Below are 18,150 nucleotides of genomic sequence, written 5' to 3' on the forward strand. Positions count from 1 at the left end.
GGTCGCCCAGCGTGCCCGGGCTCCCGACCGGCGCGCCCGGCACGCCGGGTACGCCCGGAACGTCGGGGCCCCCCGGTTCGCCCGGGCAGCCGACCACGCCCGGCGGGCAGTCGCCCGAGCCCACCCAGGGGTCCTCGGACGATCCGTCCTCCGCGCCCTCGTCCGGCCTCCCCGCCCAATCGGGCAGTCCGTACGCGAGCATGCGCCCGTGGGGGCACCGGTTCCCGCACCGTCCCCGCTTCCACCGGGACCCCCGGTACCGCCACCGACACTGGGACTGGCACCGGCGCGGTGACCGGTCGTCCCCCGGCTCCGCCGACTCGACCGGCTCGAGCGGCTCGACCGGCTCGGCGGCGGGTTCGACGCCCGCCGCGTCCAACGCCAGGACCGGCGCCGCGTCCGGCGTCAGGACGCCCACCGCCGCCAAGGCCGGGGCCGTCAGCGGCGCCGGCAGCGGCACCGGCGGCAAGGCGGGAACCGGCACGGCGGCCAAGGCCACAACTGGCGCCGGCAAGGGCGGGGCCGGCGCCGCCAAGGCCGGAACCGGCGCCGGATCCGGCGTCTCCCGGCAGGCCCCCACCCGGTCCGCGTCGCCGCCGCCGGCCGAGCCCGGCCTCGTGCCGCCGGAACTTCTCCCCATGGACGGGATGGAAAGGTGAGATCGCGACATTCACGGGAAGATTCGTTTCCGTGGACCGTCAGACGAGTGCCCTCCCCGCGTCAGCCCCCGCGGAGGGCTCCCCGCGACCCGGCCGGCGCGCGTGGCGCTGGCTCGCCGGGCTGCTGCTCGTCGCCCTCCTCCTGCTGGTGGGCGCGCGGCTGACCCTGTCGTGGCTCAACCCGCTGGGCGAGCAGACGATCGACCGGAGCGGCCCCGTGCTGCTGCAGTCGATGCAGAACCTGAGCCGCTTCGAGGCCGCGACCGGCAACTTCCAGGTCGTGGTCGACCTCGAGAAGGACGCCAAATTCCTGCCCGACGCCATCAAGGGCTCCAGGACCCTGTTCGTGGGCGCGGGCAACGTGGACGCCTACGTCGACTTCTCCTCGCTGCCCAAGGACGCCATCACGGTCTCCGCCGACCGCAAGACGGTCACCGTGCGGATCCCGCACGCCCAGCTGGAGAAGCCCAACCTCGACAACAAGCGGTCGTACGTGTTCGCGCAGCAGCGCGGGATCTTCGACCGCATCTCCGACCTGCTGTCGTCGTCGCCGCAGAACCAGCAGGAGCTCTACCTGCTGGCCGAGCGGAAGATCGGGGAGGCGGCCGCCGCGAGCGACCTGCGCAACCGGGCCGACCAGAACACCAAGACCATGCTGGAGGGCATGCTGAAGGCCCTCGGCTTCACCACGGTGATCGTCACGTACGAGGACGAGCCCTGACGTGTCCCGGCCCGTCGGCCGCCGGGACGCGAGAGCCGTACGGGCCGGGGGTCAGGCCAGGGCGGCGATGAGGTCGTCGGCGGCGGCGTAGGGGTCGGTCTGCCCCGCGACCAGGCGGGCGGCGAGCTCGTCGAGCCGGTCGCCGTGCAGGTTCGCGAACCGGGAGCGCAGCGCGGCGAGGGCGACGGCCTCGATCTCGTCGCGCGCGCGGGCCAGGCGGCGGCGCTCCGCCTCGCCCGACTCCTCCAGGTACGCCTGGTGCTTGTCGAGCGCGGCCATGAGGTCGTCGGCGCCCTCGCCCCGCGCCGCGACCGTCGGGACGATCGGGGGCCGCCAGGGAGCGTCCACGAGGCCCGCCATCGACCGCAGCTCCCGCACGGCCGACTGCGCGCCGTCGCGGTCGGCCTTGTTGACCACGAAGACGTCGGCGACCTCCAGGATCCCCGCCTTGGCCGCCTGGACCTCGTCGCCCATCCCGGGCGCGACCAGGACGACGGTGGTGTCGGCGAGCCGGGCCACGTCCACCTCGGCCTGCCCGACCCCGACGGTCTCGACGAGGACGACGTCGCACCCGGCCGCGTCGAGCACCCGGAGGGCCTGCGGGGTGGCCCAGGCCAGCCCGCCCAGGTGCCCCCGGCTGGACATGCTGCGGATGTAGACGCCGGGGTCGGTCGCGTGCTCCTGCATGCGGACCCGGTCGCCCAGCAGGGCGCCCCCGGTGAACGGGCTCGACGGGTCCACGGCGAGCACGCCCACCCGGGCGCCCCTGCGGCGGAACGCCCGGATCAGCATGCCGGTGGCCGTCGACTTGCCCACGCCGGGCGAGCCGGTCAGCCCGATGACCCGGGCCGCGTACGGCCGGCGGGCGCCGGTGGCGAGCGCCGCCATGACCGCGCGCAGCGGCGCGGACGGGACCGCCGAGCCGGCGGCGTTCTCGACGAGCGAGATCAGCCGGGCCACGGCCCTCGGACGGCCCTGCCGCGCCTGCTCGACGAGCTCCCCCAGGTCCGGCGCGGTCCGGGCCCGGGCCGCCGCGGTCTGCTCGCTCACGCGCGCCACCCCCGCCGGCTCACGACGCGCGGGACGGGACCCGGATGATCAGGGCGTCGCCCTGCCCGCCGCCGCCGCACAGGCCCGCCGCGCCCAGCCCGCCGCCGCGGCGGCGCAGCTCGTGCGCGAGCGTCAGCACGATCCGGGCGCCGGACGCGCCGATCGGGTGGCCGAGGGCGATACCGCCGCCGTTGACGTTGACCTTGTCGAGCCCGACGCCGAGCTCCTTGGCCGACTGCAGCACGACCTGGGCGAACGCCTCGTTGATCTCCAGCAGGTCGAGGTCGTCGACGGTGAGGCCCTGCTTGCCGAGCGCCTGCTTGATGGCGTTGGCGGGCTGCGACTGCAGGGAGTTGTCCGGACCGGCGACGTTGCCGTGCGCGCCGATCTCGGCGAGCCACTCCAGGCCCAGCTCTTCGGCCTTGGCCCGGGACATGACGACCACGGCCACCGCGCCGTCCGAGATCTGCGAGGCGGACCCGGCCGTGATCGTGCCGTCCTTCGTGAACGCCGGGCGCAACCTGGCGAGCGCCTCGGCCGTGGTGTCGGGGCGGATGCCCTCGTCGGCCGTGAACGGGATCGGGTCCCCCTTCCGCTGGGGCAGCGGCACGGGGACGATCTCGTCGTCGAACAGCCCGTTCTTGGTCGCCTGGGTGGCGAGCTGGTGGGACCGGGCGGAGAACGCGTCCTGCTCCTCGCGGGTGAGGCCGAGGCGGGCGTTGTGCCGCTCGGTGGACTCCCCCATCGCGATCTGGTCGAACGCGTCGGTGAGGCCGTCGAGGGCCATCGAGTCGAGGACGCCCGCGTTGCCGTACTTCACACCCTTGCGCAGGCCGGGCAGCAGGTGGGGGGCGTTCGTCATCGACTCCATGCCGCCCGCGACGACGATGTCGAACTCCCCGGCCCGGATGAGCTGGTCGGCGAGCGCGATGGCGTCGAGTCCCGACAGGCAGACCTTGTTGATCGTGAGCGAGGGGACCGTCATCGGGATGCCCGCCTTGACGGCCGCCTGGCGCGAGGGGATCTGGCCCGCCCCCGCCTGGAGGACCTGCCCCATGATCACGTACTGGACCTGGTGGGGCGACACGCCGGCGCGGGACAGGGCCGCCTCGATGGCGATGCCGCCGAGGTCGACGGCCGCCAGGTCGGCGAGCGACCCCAGCAGCCGTCCGATGGGCGTGCGCGCTCCGGCGACGATGACGGAACCAGACATTGGGGGCCTCCATCACGAGATCAGGGCGACGGTGCCACCATACCCATGAGTAGCCCGGCGCCCCCCGCCCGGCCGTACGTCAGCGCAAGGGGAAGGGAGACGACAGTGCTTCTCCGGATCGACCATGTCGGAATCGCCTGCCACAGCCTGGAAGAGAAGATCGAGTTCTACGAGTCGGTGTTCGGCCTGACCGTCGTGAGCCGCGAGGTGAACGAGGAGCAGGGCGTCCGCGAGGCCATGCTGCACGTCGCCGACGGCGCCCAGGGGGCGTCGTACGTCCAGCTCCTGGAACCCCTCCACCCCGACACCGCGGTGGGCAGGTTCCTCGCCAAGAGGGGCGAGGGCGTGCATCATGTCGGGTACGGCGTGACGGACGTCACCAAGGCCCTGGAGGAGATCGGGGCCAAGGGCGTGCGCCTGATCGACGAGCGGCCCCGGCACGGATCCATGGGCGCGTCGATCGCGTTCCTGCATCCGAAGGACGTGGGAGGGGTTCTCACGGAGCTCGTGGAGACCCCCAGGCGCTGATCCCGAACGCAAGAAAGGTTCATACGTAACAAGTCGCGCAGAAAGTCGGAGGGGGCCTCCAACGCGGCAGTACCGGAGTACGCTGGCGTACCACCGGACGTGGGCGCCGTTTCGGCTCCCCGCCTCGGAAGTCTGACCCCCCGTCCGGCCCCCTGTAGCCGTCTCGACAACCAGGATCGAGCCTCATGCAGTCCGACATCGACGCCCAGCTAAACAACTTCTTCGAGGACGCCCCTTCTCGCGAATTCGACGTGGTGCTCCGGGGCTATGACCGGCACCAGGTCCACGACCACCTGAAGACGCTCGACACCGAACTGCGTCAGGCCAAGGAGCAGGTCACCGCGCTCCAGCGGGACCTGTCGGACTCCCAGCGCCAGCTGCAGGAGCAGGAGCGGCCGACGTACTCGGGTCTCGGCGCCCGCATCGAGCAGCTGCTGCGTCTGGCGGAGGAGCAGGCCACCGAGCTGGTACAGGCGGCCAGGTCGGAGGCGAACGAGATCCGCGCGGCGGCCAAGGTCGACGCGGCCGACCTGCGCGCCGCCGCGGAGAACGAGGCGGCCGAGAAGCGGGCCCTCGCGGCACGGGAGGTCGAGGAGCTGCGCAGCAGCGCCGAGCGGGACGCCGAGGAGATCCGGTCGACCGCGCGTCGCGAGGCCGACGAGCTGACCGCCACCACCGAGCGCGAGGTCGCCAAGATCCGCGCCACCGCCGACCACGAGGTCGCCGAGAAGCGGGCGGACGCCGAGCGGGAGATCGCCAAGCTGCGCACCACGACCGAGCGCGAGGTCGCCCAGCTGCGGGCCTCCACCAAGCGCGAGCGCGACGAGGTGCTCACCACCGCCAAGCGTCAGGCGGACGAGATGCGCGCGCAGGCGCAGCGGATCCTGGAGGAGTCCGAGGCCAAGCGGGCCCAGGACGAGGCCGAGTTCGAGATCCAGCTCGCCGCCCGCCGCGAGGAGGCCGAGCGCCAGGAGGCCGAGCGGCACGCCACCGCCCAGGCCAACACGCAGAAGCTGGTCGCCGAGGCGGAGCAGCGGGCCGCCACCGCGGAGCAGCGGGCCGCCAAGGCCACCCAGCAGGCGGAGCAGACCCGCCGCGAGGCCGACACCCACGCCAAGCAGCTGCTCGCGAACGCGCGCAAGAACGCCGACCAGCTGGTCGCCGAGGCCAAGTCGAGCGCCGACTCCATCGTGAGCGACGCCAAGAGCGAGGCCGAGCGCACCCGCACCGCCATGCAGCGCCAGGTGGACGAGCTCACCCGCCAGCGCGACAGCATCACCAGCCACCTCGCCCAGCTGCGTCAGCTGCTCGGCGGCGCCGCCCTGCCGGGGATGGAGCCGGAGCCCGCTCCGGTCACCGCCGCCCCGCAGAAGCCGGCCCTGTCGGCCGCGCCGCCGGTCGCGGAGAAGCCCGTCGTGTCCGCCGCTCCGGTCGAGCCCGCCCCGGTCAAGAGCGACGACGACGCGGAGTGGTGGCAGGAGTAGCCACTGGCGCACATCGGGGAGTCTCACGACGGCTATCGAGCGGGGCCCGGCGGTTCGCCGGGCCCCGCTTCGCGTGCGCGTCGGGGCCTCGTGGGTGCCTCAGGCCTTCGTGCAGGGACGGCCGTTGAGCGTGAACGCGGCCGGGCTGGGATTGGCCCCGGTGAAGGCTCCGTTGAAGCCGATCAGGACCGACGCGCCGGGCTTGATCACGGCGTTCCAGCGCAGGTCGGTGGCCGTGACGGCGGATCCCGACTGCGACCAGGCGGCCGACCAGCCGTTCACCAGCCGCTGCCCCGCGTCGGAGAACGCGAAGCGCAGGGTCCACCCGTCGATCGGGGCCGTGCCGGTGTTGCCGATCGTCACGCTCGCACTGAACCCGCCGTTCCAGGACCAGACGCCGTACGACACCGCGCACGTCGCCGGGGACGGCGAGGGCGTCGGGGACGGCGTCGGAGTGGGCGTGGGGGTGGGGGTCGGAGTCGGTGTGGGGCTGGCGGTCGGGAACCCCTGGTGGGCCACCGCCACGAGCGGCGCCGACGGCGCGCTGACGTTGCCGGCCGCGTCCTCGGCCACCACCACGTAGGTGTACGACCGGCCGACGACGAGTCCCTGCTCGTAGAACCAGGTGGACGTGCGCGTGCCCACCCTCGTCCACGCGGTGTCGGTCTGCCGGTACACGTCGTACCGGGTCACCCCGACGTCGTCGGTGGAGGCGTTCCAGCAGAAGCTCACGCCCTCAAGGTCGGCCACGCAGTAGTCGCGCAGCCCGGTGGGCGCCGACGGCGGGGTGGTGTCGCCAGGGATGGGCGTGGGGCTGACGTACGGGCCCGCCACCGCGACCGTGGTGATGAGCGAGGACGGCGGGCTGACGTTGCCCGCCGCGTCCCGCGCGACGACGTAGTACGTGTAGTCGCGGGCGGGCCGCAGGCCGCTCAGGATGGCGGTGGCCGAGGTGACGCTCGCCACCTTCTGGAAGCCGTCGGAGCCCAGCTGGTAGACGTCGTAGCCCGCGACGCCCACGTCGTCGGACGACGCGGTCCAGCACAGGCCCACGTAGCCCGTCGTGCCGCCCGACGGCACCGGAGGCGGGCAGGCCCGCAGCCCGGACGGCCGGGACGGCGGCGACACGTCTGCCGCCGCGCTCCCCGCCGCTTTCCCCGCGTGGACCGCGGCCGGCGCGTGCGGCGCCACGGCGTCGACGGCTTTCACGGCTCCAAGGGCGGGGGCGGCGCCCGCCAGGAGGGCGGCGCTGACGATCCCCGTCACGGTCATCGGCGTGCGCGGTCTCATGTACGGCTCACCTCGGCTGGGCGCTCGGAACCGGCCCCGGGCCGCCCCGGCGCCTCTCGCCGCGATGGTGATCCGCCGCCCCGGCCGCGTCAACGCGAGATCGCCCGGCGGCCGCCTCTTCCCAGGTCAGCGGGTGAAACGTTCAGGGTCACGCGAGGGTCTTCACGAACTCGGCCACGGCCCGGTTGAACGCCTCCGGCTGCTCGATGGCCGACAGGTGGCCTGCCTTCTCGATCACGGCGAGCGTCGCCTGGGGGATGGCCTCCACCATGGCCTGAGCGTCCGCCTGCGGGGTCAGCCCGTCCTCGTCGCCGACGACGACCAGGGCCGGGACGCCGAGGGACCGGAGGGTGCCGAACGAGTCGGGGCGGGCGGCCATCGCCCGCTGCGCCCAGGCGACGGCGGCGGGTGGCGCCGCCTGGATCAGGGCGCGCACGCGGCCGACGACCATCCCCCTGCGTTCCCTGGTGGTGGCGCCCAGCATGGCCGGCATGTTCTCGTCCACGAGGATCCCGGTGCCGTCCCGCAGCACGGCCTCGGCGATCCGCTCCCGGTTGGCTATGGCGGTCTCGGTGTCGGCCGCGGCCTTGGTGTCGGCGAGGATCACCGCGCCCACCCGGTCGGGGTGGCGGCGGCACAGCGCCATCGTCACGTACCCGCCCAGCGACTGTCCGCCCACGACCGCGCGCTCGACGCCCTCCTCGTCGAGCAACTGCGCCACGTCGTCGGCCATCGCGTCGATCGACGGCTCGTCGTCCCCCAGCCGCGACCCGCCGAAGCCGCGCAGGTCGGGCGTGATCACGCGGCAGACGGGGGCCAGGGCCTCCCGCTGCGCGAGCCACATGGCCGACGAAAGGGGGAACGCGTGGAGCAGAACGACGGGCAGGCCGCTTCCGGCCGATCGCGAGTAGAGCCGCATCAGGTCACGGTAACGCGCACCCGGCCGCCCCCCTCGGTTCGTCACCGAACCGGGATCTCACCGGACACCCGGCGAGTCAGACGGCGGTGGGCAGCGGAGCGGCCGCCGGGTTGACCCGCTTGACGATCTCATCGAGGACGATCCGCACGTACGGCTCGCCCACCCACAGGTGCTTGGCCCCCTCGACGCCCACGATCTCGGCCTGCGGCACCCGCGAGAACCGCCGTACGGCCTCCTCGGGGCGCAGGTAGTCGTCGAACTCCGGCACCAGGGCCACCAGCGGCCGTCCGAACGCGGCCCAGGCGTCGAGGTCGGCGTCGGTCGCCCGGCGCAGCGGGGGCGACAGCAGGATCGCGCCCTCCACGAGCGGGTCGCGTCCCCACCGCAGCGCCAGCTCGGTGCCGAAGGACCAGCCGACGAGCCAGGGGCGGGGCAGGTCGTGGAAGTCGGCGTACTCCAGGGCCGCGGCGACGTCCCACCGCTCCCCCTCGCCCTCGTCGAAGGCCCCCTGCGAGGTGCCGCGCTCGGAGGTCGTGCCGCGCGTGTTGAAGCGGAGCACGGCGAGGTCGGCCAGGGCCGGCAGCCGGTACGACGCCTTGCGCAGCACGTGGCTGTCCATCATGCCGCCGTGCGTGGGGAGCGGGTGGAGGCAGACCAGGGTGGCGACGGGCGGCCTGCTCTCGGGCAGCGCCAGCTCGCCGACCAGCGTCAGCCCGTCGGAGGTGTGCAGCTCGATGTCCTCGCGCCGGGCCGCCAGCACCGTTGACGCCCTGATGTCCATTCCCACAGAACCCCTCGTCGTCATGTGTCAGTAGCGGCTGCGCCCGGGGCCGCGGTTGGCCCGGTTCCGCCAGCAGGCCGTGTGCCAGTGGCGCCGCTCCTCCTCGCCGCCCGGCCACGCGGGCCAGCTCACCACGTGCGGCAGGCCCTGCCGGATCTCCTGTTCGCAGCCCGGGCAGCGGTAGCTCTTGCCCAGCGCGGCGCCCGCGACGTTGCGCACCACCCAGTCGCCGTCGGGCGCGCTCTCCACGCGGTCCACGCCGGGCACGGACGTGACCGGCCGCGCGGCTCCGCGGCCGTCCGGGCGCTCGAACGGGTCGAGGCGCCGGGCGCGGCGAGGGCTCACGACAGCGGTCCTTCCGGGGGGCTCATGTCAGGCAGAACGGGCGACCGGCGCACATTCTTCCAGGACCGGTCAGCCCGCGTGCGCCCGGATGCCCGGCACGCCCGCGGTGACGAGCTGGTCGAGGAGCGGCGCGGGCGCGAAGGAGGGCTCGCGATACTCGGCGTACAGCGCCCGCAGCCCGTCCCTGACCCGCTCGAGCCCGATGGCGTCCAGCATCTCGAACGGCCCGGCGGGGTAGCCGCACCCGAGCCGCATCGCGGCGTCGATGTCGGCGGCCGACGCGTACCCGGCCTCCAGCATCCGGACCGCGTCGTTCAGGTACGGGTAGAGCAGGGCGTTCACCACGAACCCGGCCCGGTCTCCGCACCGCACCGGGGTCCGTCCGATCGCCCGCACCAGGTCGCGTACGGTCTCGGCCGCCTCCCGCGAGGTGACGACGGTGGCGGCCACCTCGGCCACCCGCTCCCCCACGAGGTGCAGGCCGACGAGCCGCTCGGGGCGCGGCAGCCGTACGGCGAGCTCGACGACGGGGGTGTCCGACAGGGCGACCACGACGTCCGCCTCGGCGACCGGGGTGAGGTCTCCAGGCTCGGCCACCGCGGCCTTGAAGCCGGCCGCCTCCAGGGCCTCCAGGACGGCCGCGGCGTCCGGGCCGCCGCCCACCAGGCCGACCAGGGAGATCCCGGGCCTGCCTCCGGGCTCGCCGGCCGTCTCCGGAGCGTCCCGCTCGTGGGAGTAGAAGCCGCGGCCGGTCTTGCGGCCCAGCAGGCCCGCGGTGACCAGCTCGCGCAGGATCGGGGCGGGCGCGTGGCGGCGCTCGCGGCTCTCCCGGAACAGCACCTCGCACACCTCGTAGGAGGTGTCCAGGCCGATCAGGTCGAGCAGCGCGAACGGGCCCATCGGCAGGCCGACGCCGAGGCGCATGGCGGCGTCGATGTCGTCGCGGCTCGCGAGCCCCGTCTCCAGCAGCCCGCAGGCGTGGTTGAGGTAGCTCAGCAGCAGCCGGTTGACCACGAACCCGGCCCGGTCGCCGACGGTGACGGGCGTCTTGCCGAGCCGGCGGGCCAGGCCGGCGATCTCGTCCGGCAGCCCGTCCTCGGTCACCACCGTGCGGACCACCTCGACCAGCCGCATGACCGGGGCGGGGTTGAAGAAGTGCATGCCGATCACCTGCGCCGGCCGTGACGTGGTGGCGGCGATGGCGGTGACCGACAGCGAGGAGGTGTTGGTGGCGAGGACGGCCGATGGCTTGCAGATGCGGTCGAGGTCGGCGAACAGGCCCCGCTTGAACTCCATCACCTCGGGGATCGCCTCGACCACGAGGTCGGCGCCGGCCAGGTCGTCCCGGCTGGTCGTGAACGCGATCCGGCCGAGGAGGGCCGCCTGCTCATCGGCGGTCATCCGGCCCCGGGCCACGGCCCTGCCCGTCGAGCCCTCCAGGTGCCCCCGCCCGCGGGACAGGGCCGCCTCGTCGGCCTCGACCCCGATCACCCGGAGCCCGGCGCGGGCGAACACCTCGGCGATGCCGGCGCCCATCGTGCCGAGTCCGACGACTCCGACCGTCTCAAACGTCCGCGTCATGCCAGCCAGTCTCCCAGAGTGCCGCCGGGCCGCCCCACCCCCGGTGGGGTTGGCGCCCTTGAAAACGACCAGTTCGCCGGCGTGATTTTCCGCCCGCGCATTCGAGATGTCTTACTCGAGTTCGCCCACACGGAAACTCGCCGACGATTCGTCGCAGGCCTCTTCCCCTGCACGGCCGACCAGGCGAAAATCCGATACAGGAAATCCTGGGGGCGGAATCTCCTGGACGTACCTGCCGGGGAGACGACGGCCCGAACGCCCTCATCAGGGCGATCAAGGAGCACCAGGCTGCCCTGGCCGAGCCGGAGTCCGTCCCCGTGGCCCCAACCGCCGGCACGGGCTTTCCAGAAAGTCCGCCCCATATGGGCTCATCGAATTCGACCAGGATTGGGGTCAGGCCCGGCTCGGTACGATCGTCTTCCGCCCAGGGCAAACCATGCCGTGAGCGCTGCTAGATTTCACGCCATGTCGTCGGGACGAAAGCGGTCGGAAGCCGCTGCACGTGCCCAGATCGATCTGACCCGTGCGGCACAGCAAGGTGATCTGCAAAGCCTCGGGCTCCTGCTCAGGATTCATTACGCCGGGATGTACGCCGTCGCCTACCGCATTCTGGGAAACGGCGCCGATGCCGAGGACGTCTGCCAGGACGCCGCCATCATCGCCATGGCCCGGTTGACGGACCTGCGTGACCCCGCCGCGGCCGGACCCTGGCTCAAGGCGATCGTCCGCAACACCTGCATCGTGCGGCTTCGGACCAGGCTGCCGGTTCCCGCAGGTCTTCCTGACGACTCAGCCCTGATGGCCTGTGCCGACGACCCCGCTGAGATCATCGAGCGTCATGCGACCCGCGACTGGATCTGGGACGGCGTGATGGGGCTGACCCCGGCCCTGCGTGATGCCGCGATCCTGCGGTACTTCACGCGGATGAACTCCTATCAGGAGATCGCGCGTGCGTGCGGCGTCCCGGTGGGAACGGTGCGGAGCCGGCTCAGCGAGGCTCGGAGGCGGCTCGCCGAGGCACTCCCCGTAACGGTCGCCGGGCGGCACCGCGACGTCGGAGCGCTGACGGCCGAACGCCGTGAGGAGGCGATCGCGCTGCTGTCGTCGGTCCCGTCCGCCACGCCGCAGGCGTTCTTCGGCGGGCGGTGGTCGCCCCACGCCGAGATCACCTGGCCGAAGGGCGACCGGCGGATCGGTCTCTCCTCGCTGTTCGAGGCCTTCGTCTCCGACTACACAGACGGCGTCCGATACCGCGTGACGAACGTTGTGGCGGGTCCTGGCATCACCGTCTGGGAGAACCAGTTCGTCAACCCCCCGGAGGACCCGGACCACTGTCCTCCCGCGGCGACCTGGCTGCTGAGAGAGTCGGAGGGCCGGATCCAGTCGGTGCGTCTCTTCCATGCTCCGCGCCCGGCGCGTGTGTGTGACTGAGATCACGTGAGGTGGACGGACATGGGATCGAACTTTCGCGCCTCCGGCCCGCGTCACGTCGGCATGACACGACACTCCATCGATGACCTAGAGCCCCAGCTGGCCGCGAACCGGCGGTTCTGGACCGGTTGGGCCGGCGACGATCCCGACGCAGACCCGTCGATCTACCGTTCGGACATCCCGCACGTGCTCTTCAACGGAGTCATGCATGTGCGGAACCACCCGCTTGACGAGGCGGTCACCGAGGCGAAGCAGCGGTTGGCCGGGTCGTCGTGGGCGTGGTGGGTCGGAGGCGACAGCGACGAGAAGGTGGCCGACCACCTCATCGCCCACGGCGCCGAACAGATCAGCCATATGCCCGTCATGGCGGCGGACCTGACCGAGGTGGCGGAAGCGCCGATTCCCGAAGGCCTGACGATCCGGCACATCACCGACCTGCCGGGCATGCGGGACCTGGTGAACGCGTACGCCGAGCCGCTCGGCTTCCCGCGGGACGCCGCCGACACGATGGCCGAGCGCCACATGGAGTACCTGTCGCGGGATCCCGAGCTCGTCCATCTCGCCGGCATCCTCGACGGGAAGACGGTCGGTACGGCGGTCGTGTCGCTGAGCGGGGACGTCGCGGCGCTCTACTGCATCGCCACCGATGAGAACCACCGGCGTCGTGGCGTGGCGACGGCCCTCACGCTGGAGTCGCTGCGGATCGCACGGTCAGCCGGTCTGGACGTCGCCACGCTTCAGGCGAGCTCGGAGGGCCGGCCGGTCTACGAGCAGATCGGGTTCAGGACCGTCTCCCACTACCGCCTGTTCCAGTTCGATCCGGCGGAGGAGCACTGACCGGGAAGGCCGGAAGCTCGTCCTGACCCTGGCCACCGCCGTCGTCGCGCGCGCGGACGACGGCGGTGGCGCGCATGGCCCGTGGGGGTCCTACGCCATGGCCGCCTCTCTCGCTGCTGGGAACGGCTAGCCTTACGCCATGCGGCTGGTCATCGCGCGGTGCAGCGTGGATTACGTGGGGAGGCTGACGGCCCATCTCCCGATGGCGCCCCGGCTCATCCTCATGAAGGCGGACGGCTCGGTGTCGATTCATGCCGACGACCGGGCGTTCAAGCCGCTGAACTGGATGAACCCGCCGTGCAAGGTCCGCGAGGAGACGATCGACGGCGCGATCACCTGGTCGGTCGTCCACGGCAAGACCGGCGAGAAGCTGGTGCTGACGATCGACGAGGTCCTCCACGACTCCAGCCACGAGCTGGGCGTCGACCCCGGCCTCATCAAAGACGGCGTGGAGGCCCACCTCCAGGAGCTCCTGGCCGAGCACATCACCACGCTGGGCGACGGCTGGAGCCTGGTGCGCCGGGAGTACATGACCGCGATCGGGCCGGTGGACATCCTGTGCCGCGACCACCTCGGCGGGACGGTGGCCGTGGAGATCAAGCGGCGCGGCGACATCGACGGCGTCGAGCAGCTGACGCGCTACCTGGAGCTGCTCAACCGCGACCCCCGGCTCTCCCCCGTCAAGGGCATCTTCGCTGCTCAGGAGATCAAGCCGCAGGCCCGGGTGCTCGCCGCCGACCGCGGCATCGAGTGCGTCACGCTCGACTACGACGCCCTGCGCGGCATCGAGCCGGAGAACCCCACGCTCTTCTAGGTCCCCGATCGCGTGTCCATCGTTCGGAGGACACGGCGTTCATCCGGTCGGGGGTGCCACGGAGGCCGGTTCCCGTGGACCCTTGAGGCATGAAACAGGCCATACACGTCCGAGGGCTGACGAAGCGGTACGGCGACGTCCAGGCGGTCGCCGGTCTCGACCTGGACATCGAGCAGGGAGAGGTGTTCGCCATCCTCGGGCCCAACGGCGCGGGCAAGTCCACCACGGTCGAGATCCTGGAGGGCTACCGCTCGCGCGACTCCGGGGAGGTCTCGGTGCTCGGCGCCGATCCCGCCCGGCCCACCCGGGAGTGGCGTTCGCGCATCGGGATCGTCCTGCAGACCGCCAACGACGCGGCCGAGCTGACCGTCCGCGAGACCGTGCGGCACTTCGCGCGCTACTACCCCTCGCCGCGCGACGCGGACGAGGTGATCGCCCAGGTCGGCCTCACGGAGAGCGCGGGCAAGCGGGTCCGCCAGCTGTCCGGCGGCCAGCGGCGGCGTGTCGACGTCGCGCTCGGCCTGATCGGACGGCCCGAACTGCTGTTCCTCGACGAGCCCACCACCGGGTTCGACCCGGAGGCCCGGCGGCAGTTCTGGGACCTCATCGAGGACCTGGCCCACGACGGCACCACGATCGTGCTCACCACCCACTACCTGGAGGAGGCCGAAACGCTGGCCGACCGGGTCGCGGTCGTCGCGCGCGGCCAGGTCGTCGCCCTCGGCGACCCCGCCACGCTCGGCGGCCGGGCCACGGCCAAGGCCCGCGTCGCGTGGTCGGAGGGCGTGGTCGAGACCGACACCCCGACCGCGACCGTGGCCGACCTCGGCCGGCGGTACGGCGGCGAGGTCCCCGGCCTGTCGGTCACCCGTCCCACGCTGGAGGACGTCTACCTCCGGCTCATCGAGCACCCCTCCTGACCAGCGGAGCACACCCCCATGACCGACATCGCCCAGGCCGTCGCCCCGGCGGCCGCCCCCGCCCGCATGCCGTCGACGCTCGCGCTCGGCCTGGCCCGCGGCGCCGTCGAGACGAAGATGTTCTTCCGGGAGAAGGACGCCGTCGTCTTCACGTTCTCCTTCCCGATCATCCTCCTCGTGCTGTTCGGCTCGATCTTCTCCGGCGGCCTCACGGGCACCGGCATCACGTTCTCCCAGCTCTACACGGCCGGGCTCATCGGCGCCGGCGTGATGGGAGCGGGGTTCCAGAGCCTCGGGATCGGCATCGCCGGCGACCGCGACGACGGCACGCTCAAGCGGCTCGCCGGCACGCCCATGCCCCGCGCGGCCTACTTCATCGGCAAGGTCGTCAACGTCCTGGTGATCGCGTTCCTCGAGGTCGCGATCCTGCTCGCCATCGGGGTGGTGCTGTACGACCTGAAGCTTCCCGGCGAGGTCTCCGGCTGGCTCACCTTCGCCTGGGTGTTCGTGCTCGGCGTGTCGGCCTCGGCCCTGCTCGGCGTCGCCGCGAGCAGCCTGCCCCGTTCGGCCAAGAGCGCGGCCGCCGTGATCAGCATGCCGTTCGTGGTGCTGCAGTTCATCTCGGGGGTGTTCATCCCGTTCACCCAGATGCCGCCCTGGCTGATCAACGTGGCGTCCCTGTTCCCCCTCAAGTGGATGTGCCAGGGCTTCCGGTCCGTGTTCCTGGGGGACGCGGGGGCCTCCCTGGAGCTGGCCAAGTCGTACGAGCTGGACCGGGTCGCCCTGGTCCTGGCGGCGTGGCTGGTCGGCGGCCTGGTCCTGTGCCTGACCACGTTCCGGTGGAAGGGGCGGCGGGACGGATGACCGGGGTCACGACCGCCGGCGAGTGCCGGTCCCAGGACGCCGCCGGCCCGGCGACGCCGGGACCGCACGCGTGGGAGGCCCTCCGGGGCTGGGAGGTGCTGTTCGGCCTCTCCTTGGCGGTGGCCGTGCTCTTCGTGGTCGTCGGCGACGGCCCCTCGCCGGCCACCCGTGGCGTGAGCGTCGCGCTGCTCGTCGTCGACGTGGTCGCGTACGTGCTGCTGGGGCGGCCCGCGATCATCGAGGACGAGGACGGCGGGCGGCGCGCCCTCGCCTACTGGGCCGTCGTCCTCGTCACGTTCGTGCCGGCGACCGTGCTGAGCCCGTCCGCGTCGTTCGCGCTGTTCGCCCTGTGTCCGCAGGCGTTCATGACGCTCGGCACCCGGTCGGCCGCCGCGGCCGTGATCGTGCTCAACGTCGCGCCGGCGATCCAGATCCTGACCGCGCCCGGGGCCGGCCCGGGCCACGTCCTGCTGTTCGGCGCGTCGGCCGCGGTCGTCCTGACGTTCACGCTGGTCTTCGGGCCGTGGATCTCGCGGATCATCGCCCAGAGCGCCGAACGCGCCCAGCTCATCGCCGAGCTCGAGGCCAGCCGGGCGGAGGCGGCCCGGCTGCACGTCGAGCGGGGCGCGCTGGCCGAGCGGGAACGGCTGGCCGGAGAGATCCACGACACCCTGGCCCAGGGCCTGACCAGCATCATCATGCTGATCCAGGCCGCGCAGGCGCAGCCCGACCCCACGCGGCACCTCGGCCTCGCCGTCCAGACGGCCCGGGAGAACCTGGCCGAGGCCCGGGCCCTGATCGCCGCGCTCAGCCCGCCCCCGCTGGACGGCTCGACGCTTGAGGAGGCGCTGCGCCGGGTCACCGCGCGGCTCGCCGAGGAACTCGGCGTGGAGGCGGCGTTCACCACGTCGGGGCGGTCCCGGCCGCTCCCCCCGAACGTCGAGGTCGTGCTGGTCCGGGCCGCCCAGGAGGGGCTCGCGAACGTCCGCAGGCACGCCGGCGCGTCGTCCGTGACGGTCTCGCTCGCGTACGGCGAGGCGGACGTGCAAATGGGGGTGCGCGACGACGGGGGCGGATTCGACGCCGGGGCGGCCCACGGGTACGGCCTGCGGGCCATGCGCACCCGGGTGGAGCAGGAGGGCGGCTCGCTCCGCGTGGACAGCGCCCCGGGCGACGGCACCACGCTGACCGTGACCCTGCCGGCCGCCCCATGAGCACAGCGAGGAACAAAATGGAAGGCGCCGCCGTGATCCGGGTGCTGATCGTGGACGACCATCCCGTCGTACGGGAGGGGCTGCGTGGCATGCTGGAGTCGGCCGACGGAGTCGCGGTCGCCGGGGAGGCCGGCTCGGGCGACGAGGCCGTGGCCCGCGCCGCGGCGCTGCGGCCCGACGTCGTGCTGATGGACCTGCGCATGCCGGGCGGCGACGGCGTGAGCGCGACCACACGCATCCTGGCCGGCCACCCAGACGCCCGGGTGATCGTGCTGACGACGTACGAGAACGACCAGGACATCATCCGCGCCGTGGAGGCGGGCGCCGCCGGCTACCTGCTCAAGGACACCTCCCGCGCCGACCTGCTCGCGGCGGTGGCGGCGGCGGTGCGCGGCGAGACCGTGCTGTCCCCCTCGGTCGCGACCCGGCTCGTGACGCGGCTGCGGACGCCTCCCGGCGGGTCGCTGTCCCGGCGCGAGACCGAGGTGCTCGCCCTGGTCGCGCGGGGGCTGACCAACGCCGAGATCGGCAGGGAGCTGTTCATCAGCGAGACCACGGTGAAGACCCACCTGCTGCGGATCTTCGGCAAGCTGGGCGTCTCCGACCGGACGGCGGCCGTCACCACGGCCCTCGACCGGGGTCTGCTGTGACCCTCGCCGGGGGGCTTTCCACCTGCTCTTGCCGAATCACATGCAAATGCAATTGCACAGACCAGGTGGAGTAACTGCGCCCAATTTGAAACTTACTTGACGGGGCTGTCAAGCTGACCAGCGTCTTTGGCATGACCGGGAGCTGCTGATTTCACGGCACTTCCACATAAAGGATCTTGCGTTCATAATGGTGAGTTCTGGGGGGGCCATGACAACGTGAGGTGAAAAGTGGTGGGACGGGATTACCGGGGGATGTCGGCCGCGGAAAGGCTGGCCGACCGACGAGAAAGGTTGGTGTCGGCGGCCTACACCCTCTTCGCCCATCCCGGCTTCCACGCCACCACGATCGAGCGGCTCTGCTCCACGGCCCGCATCTCCAACCGCGCCTTCTACGAGTGCTTCTCCAGTCGCGAGGACCTCATGCGAGCCGTGTACGAGCGCTGCGTGGACGAGACGCTCGACGCGGTGAACGAAGCCATCGACAGCGCCCCGCCCACCCTCGACGACCGGATCGTGGCCGGCATCGGGGAGTACGTCCGCTTCGTCACCAAGGACGTACGGCGGGCACGGATCATGCACCTGGAGGTACGGCGGGCGGGAGACGTGCTCAGCGGCGCCCGGCAGAACGCGGTGAGCGCGTTCACGAAGATCGTCGAGAGCTCGGTGCAGGAGCTTCCCAACACGCTCCCCATCGACCTGCACCTGCTGGCGCTCGGGCTCATCGGGGCCATCACCGAGTTGCTCATCGAGTGGGTGCTCTCCGACCCGGCGCCGCCGATCGACGAGCTGATCGACGCGTCCGTGCACATCTTCCGCCGCACCTTCGCCACATGAACCGGACCGTTCGCG

General features: G+C 72.5%; 18 protein-coding genes and 1 pseudogene. 12 read left to right on the forward strand and 7 right to left on the reverse strand.

All coding sequences use genetic code 11. The annotated features are described in order from the left end of the window. Both MPTA5024_RS42435 and MPTA5024_RS21485 read left to right on the forward strand, forming a co-directional pair. Positions 1 to 659: pseudogene (locus tag MPTA5024_RS42435) on the forward strand (hypothetical protein); the annotation flags it as partial. 31 nt (positions 660 to 690) lie between these two features. Next, entirely contained in the window at positions 691 to 1,380 is a 690-nt protein-coding gene (locus MPTA5024_RS21485) for a DUF4230 domain-containing protein (RefSeq protein WP_051458487.1), read from the forward strand. Positions 1,381 to 1,431: 51 nt separating this feature from the next. Here the strand turns inward: MPTA5024_RS21485 and meaB are convergent, their stop codons facing one another. Continuing rightward, positions 1,432 to 2,430 (reverse strand): methylmalonyl Co-A mutase-associated GTPase MeaB, encoded by a 999-nt coding sequence (gene meaB, locus MPTA5024_RS21490; protein WP_051458650.1) that lies wholly within the window; start codon positions 2,428 to 2,430, stop codon positions 1,432 to 1,434. A gap of 19 nt (positions 2,431 to 2,449) precedes the next feature. Further along, complete coding sequence (locus MPTA5024_RS21495; RefSeq protein WP_036327366.1) at positions 2,450 to 3,643, reverse strand: acetyl-CoA C-acetyltransferase; 1,194 nt, start codon at positions 3,641 to 3,643, stop codon at positions 2,450 to 2,452. 105 nt (positions 3,644 to 3,748) lie between these two features. Here MPTA5024_RS21495 and mce point away from each other — a divergent pair, with 105 nt between their 5' ends. After that, positions 3,749 to 4,171, forward strand: a complete 423-nt coding sequence (mce, locus tag MPTA5024_RS21500) for a methylmalonyl-CoA epimerase (RefSeq protein ID WP_036327369.1) — start codon at positions 3,749 to 3,751, stop codon at positions 4,169 to 4,171. A gap of 185 nt (positions 4,172 to 4,356) precedes the next feature. Then, entirely contained in the window at positions 4,357 to 5,655 is a 1,299-nt protein-coding gene (locus MPTA5024_RS21505) for a DivIVA domain-containing protein (RefSeq protein ID WP_036327372.1), read from the forward strand. A 99-nt stretch (positions 5,656 to 5,754) separates the two neighbouring features. Here the strand turns inward: MPTA5024_RS21505 and MPTA5024_RS21510 are convergent, their stop codons facing one another. The 5 genes from MPTA5024_RS21510 to MPTA5024_RS21530 form a co-directional block, all read right to left on the reverse strand. Continuing rightward, positions 5,755 to 6,945: a cellulose binding domain-containing protein gene (locus tag MPTA5024_RS21510; protein ID WP_084369898.1), complete on the reverse strand. Its 1,191-nt coding sequence runs from the start codon at positions 6,943 to 6,945 to the stop codon at positions 5,755 to 5,757. 148 nt (positions 6,946 to 7,093) lie between these two features. After that, entirely contained in the window at positions 7,094 to 7,864 is a 771-nt protein-coding gene (locus MPTA5024_RS21515) for an alpha/beta fold hydrolase (protein WP_036327374.1), read from the reverse strand. 76 nt (positions 7,865 to 7,940) lie between these two features. Next, positions 7,941 to 8,645, reverse strand: coding sequence for an alpha/beta hydrolase (locus tag MPTA5024_RS21520; RefSeq protein ID WP_036327376.1), 705 nt, complete (start codon positions 8,643 to 8,645; stop codon positions 7,941 to 7,943). 27 nt (positions 8,646 to 8,672) lie between these two features. Beyond that, positions 8,673 to 8,990 carry a hypothetical protein gene (locus MPTA5024_RS21525; RefSeq protein ID WP_036327378.1) on the reverse strand — a complete coding sequence of 106 codons (318 nt, stop codon included), beginning with the start codon at positions 8,988 to 8,990 and terminating at the stop codon, positions 8,673 to 8,675. Between the two features lie 69 nt (positions 8,991 to 9,059). Further along, on the reverse strand, positions 9,060 to 10,571 hold the full coding sequence (locus MPTA5024_RS21530) for a 3-hydroxyacyl-CoA dehydrogenase family protein (RefSeq protein ID WP_036327379.1): 1,512 nt from the start codon (positions 10,569 to 10,571) through the stop codon (positions 9,060 to 9,062). Between the two features lie 387 nt (positions 10,572 to 10,958). Here MPTA5024_RS21530 and MPTA5024_RS21535 point away from each other — a divergent pair, with 387 nt between their 5' ends. The 8 genes from MPTA5024_RS21535 to MPTA5024_RS21570 all read left to right on the forward strand — a co-directional run bounded on the left by MPTA5024_RS21535 (position 10,959) and on the right by MPTA5024_RS21570 (position 18,135). Then, positions 10,959 to 12,002 carry an RNA polymerase sigma factor gene (locus MPTA5024_RS21535; RefSeq protein WP_232326586.1) on the forward strand — a complete coding sequence of 348 codons (1,044 nt, stop codon included), beginning with the start codon at positions 10,959 to 10,961 and terminating at the stop codon, positions 12,000 to 12,002. Between the two features lie 63 nt (positions 12,003 to 12,065). Next, entirely contained in the window at positions 12,066 to 12,839 is a 774-nt protein-coding gene (locus MPTA5024_RS21540; protein ID WP_036327384.1) for a GNAT family N-acetyltransferase, read from the forward strand. Between the two features lie 139 nt (positions 12,840 to 12,978). Beyond that, positions 12,979 to 13,653 (forward strand): endonuclease NucS, encoded by a 675-nt coding sequence (gene nucS, locus MPTA5024_RS21545; protein ID WP_036327388.1) that lies wholly within the window; start codon positions 12,979 to 12,981, stop codon positions 13,651 to 13,653. Between the two features lie 89 nt (positions 13,654 to 13,742). Next, a complete protein-coding gene (locus MPTA5024_RS21550; protein ID WP_036327390.1) occupies positions 13,743 to 14,573 on the forward strand; it encodes an ABC transporter ATP-binding protein in 831 nt (276 codons plus the stop codon). A gap of 18 nt (positions 14,574 to 14,591) precedes the next feature. Next, complete coding sequence (locus tag MPTA5024_RS21555) at positions 14,592 to 15,437, forward strand: ABC transporter permease (RefSeq protein ID WP_036327393.1); 846 nt, start codon at positions 14,592 to 14,594, stop codon at positions 15,435 to 15,437. Beyond that, positions 15,434 to 16,651, forward strand: coding sequence for a sensor histidine kinase (locus MPTA5024_RS21560; RefSeq protein ID WP_051458490.1), 1,218 nt, complete (start codon positions 15,434 to 15,436; stop codon positions 16,649 to 16,651). Before MPTA5024_RS21555 ends, MPTA5024_RS21560 begins: the two co-directional genes overlap by 4 nt. A 32-nt stretch (positions 16,652 to 16,683) precedes the next feature. After that, positions 16,684 to 17,301 carry a response regulator gene (locus tag MPTA5024_RS21565; RefSeq protein ID WP_036328979.1) on the forward strand — a complete coding sequence of 206 codons (618 nt, stop codon included), beginning with the start codon at positions 16,684 to 16,686 and terminating at the stop codon, positions 17,299 to 17,301. Between the two features lie 231 nt (positions 17,302 to 17,532). After that, a complete protein-coding gene (locus MPTA5024_RS21570) occupies positions 17,533 to 18,135 on the forward strand; it encodes a TetR/AcrR family transcriptional regulator (protein WP_232326587.1) in 603 nt (200 codons plus the stop codon). Positions 18,136 to 18,150 lie beyond the last annotated feature (15 nt).

It is taken from the genome of Microbispora sp. ATCC PTA-5024, assembly GCF_000511135.2.
Taxonomy (GTDB): Bacteria; Actinomycetota; Actinomycetes; order Streptosporangiales; family Streptosporangiaceae; genus Microbispora; species Microbispora corallina.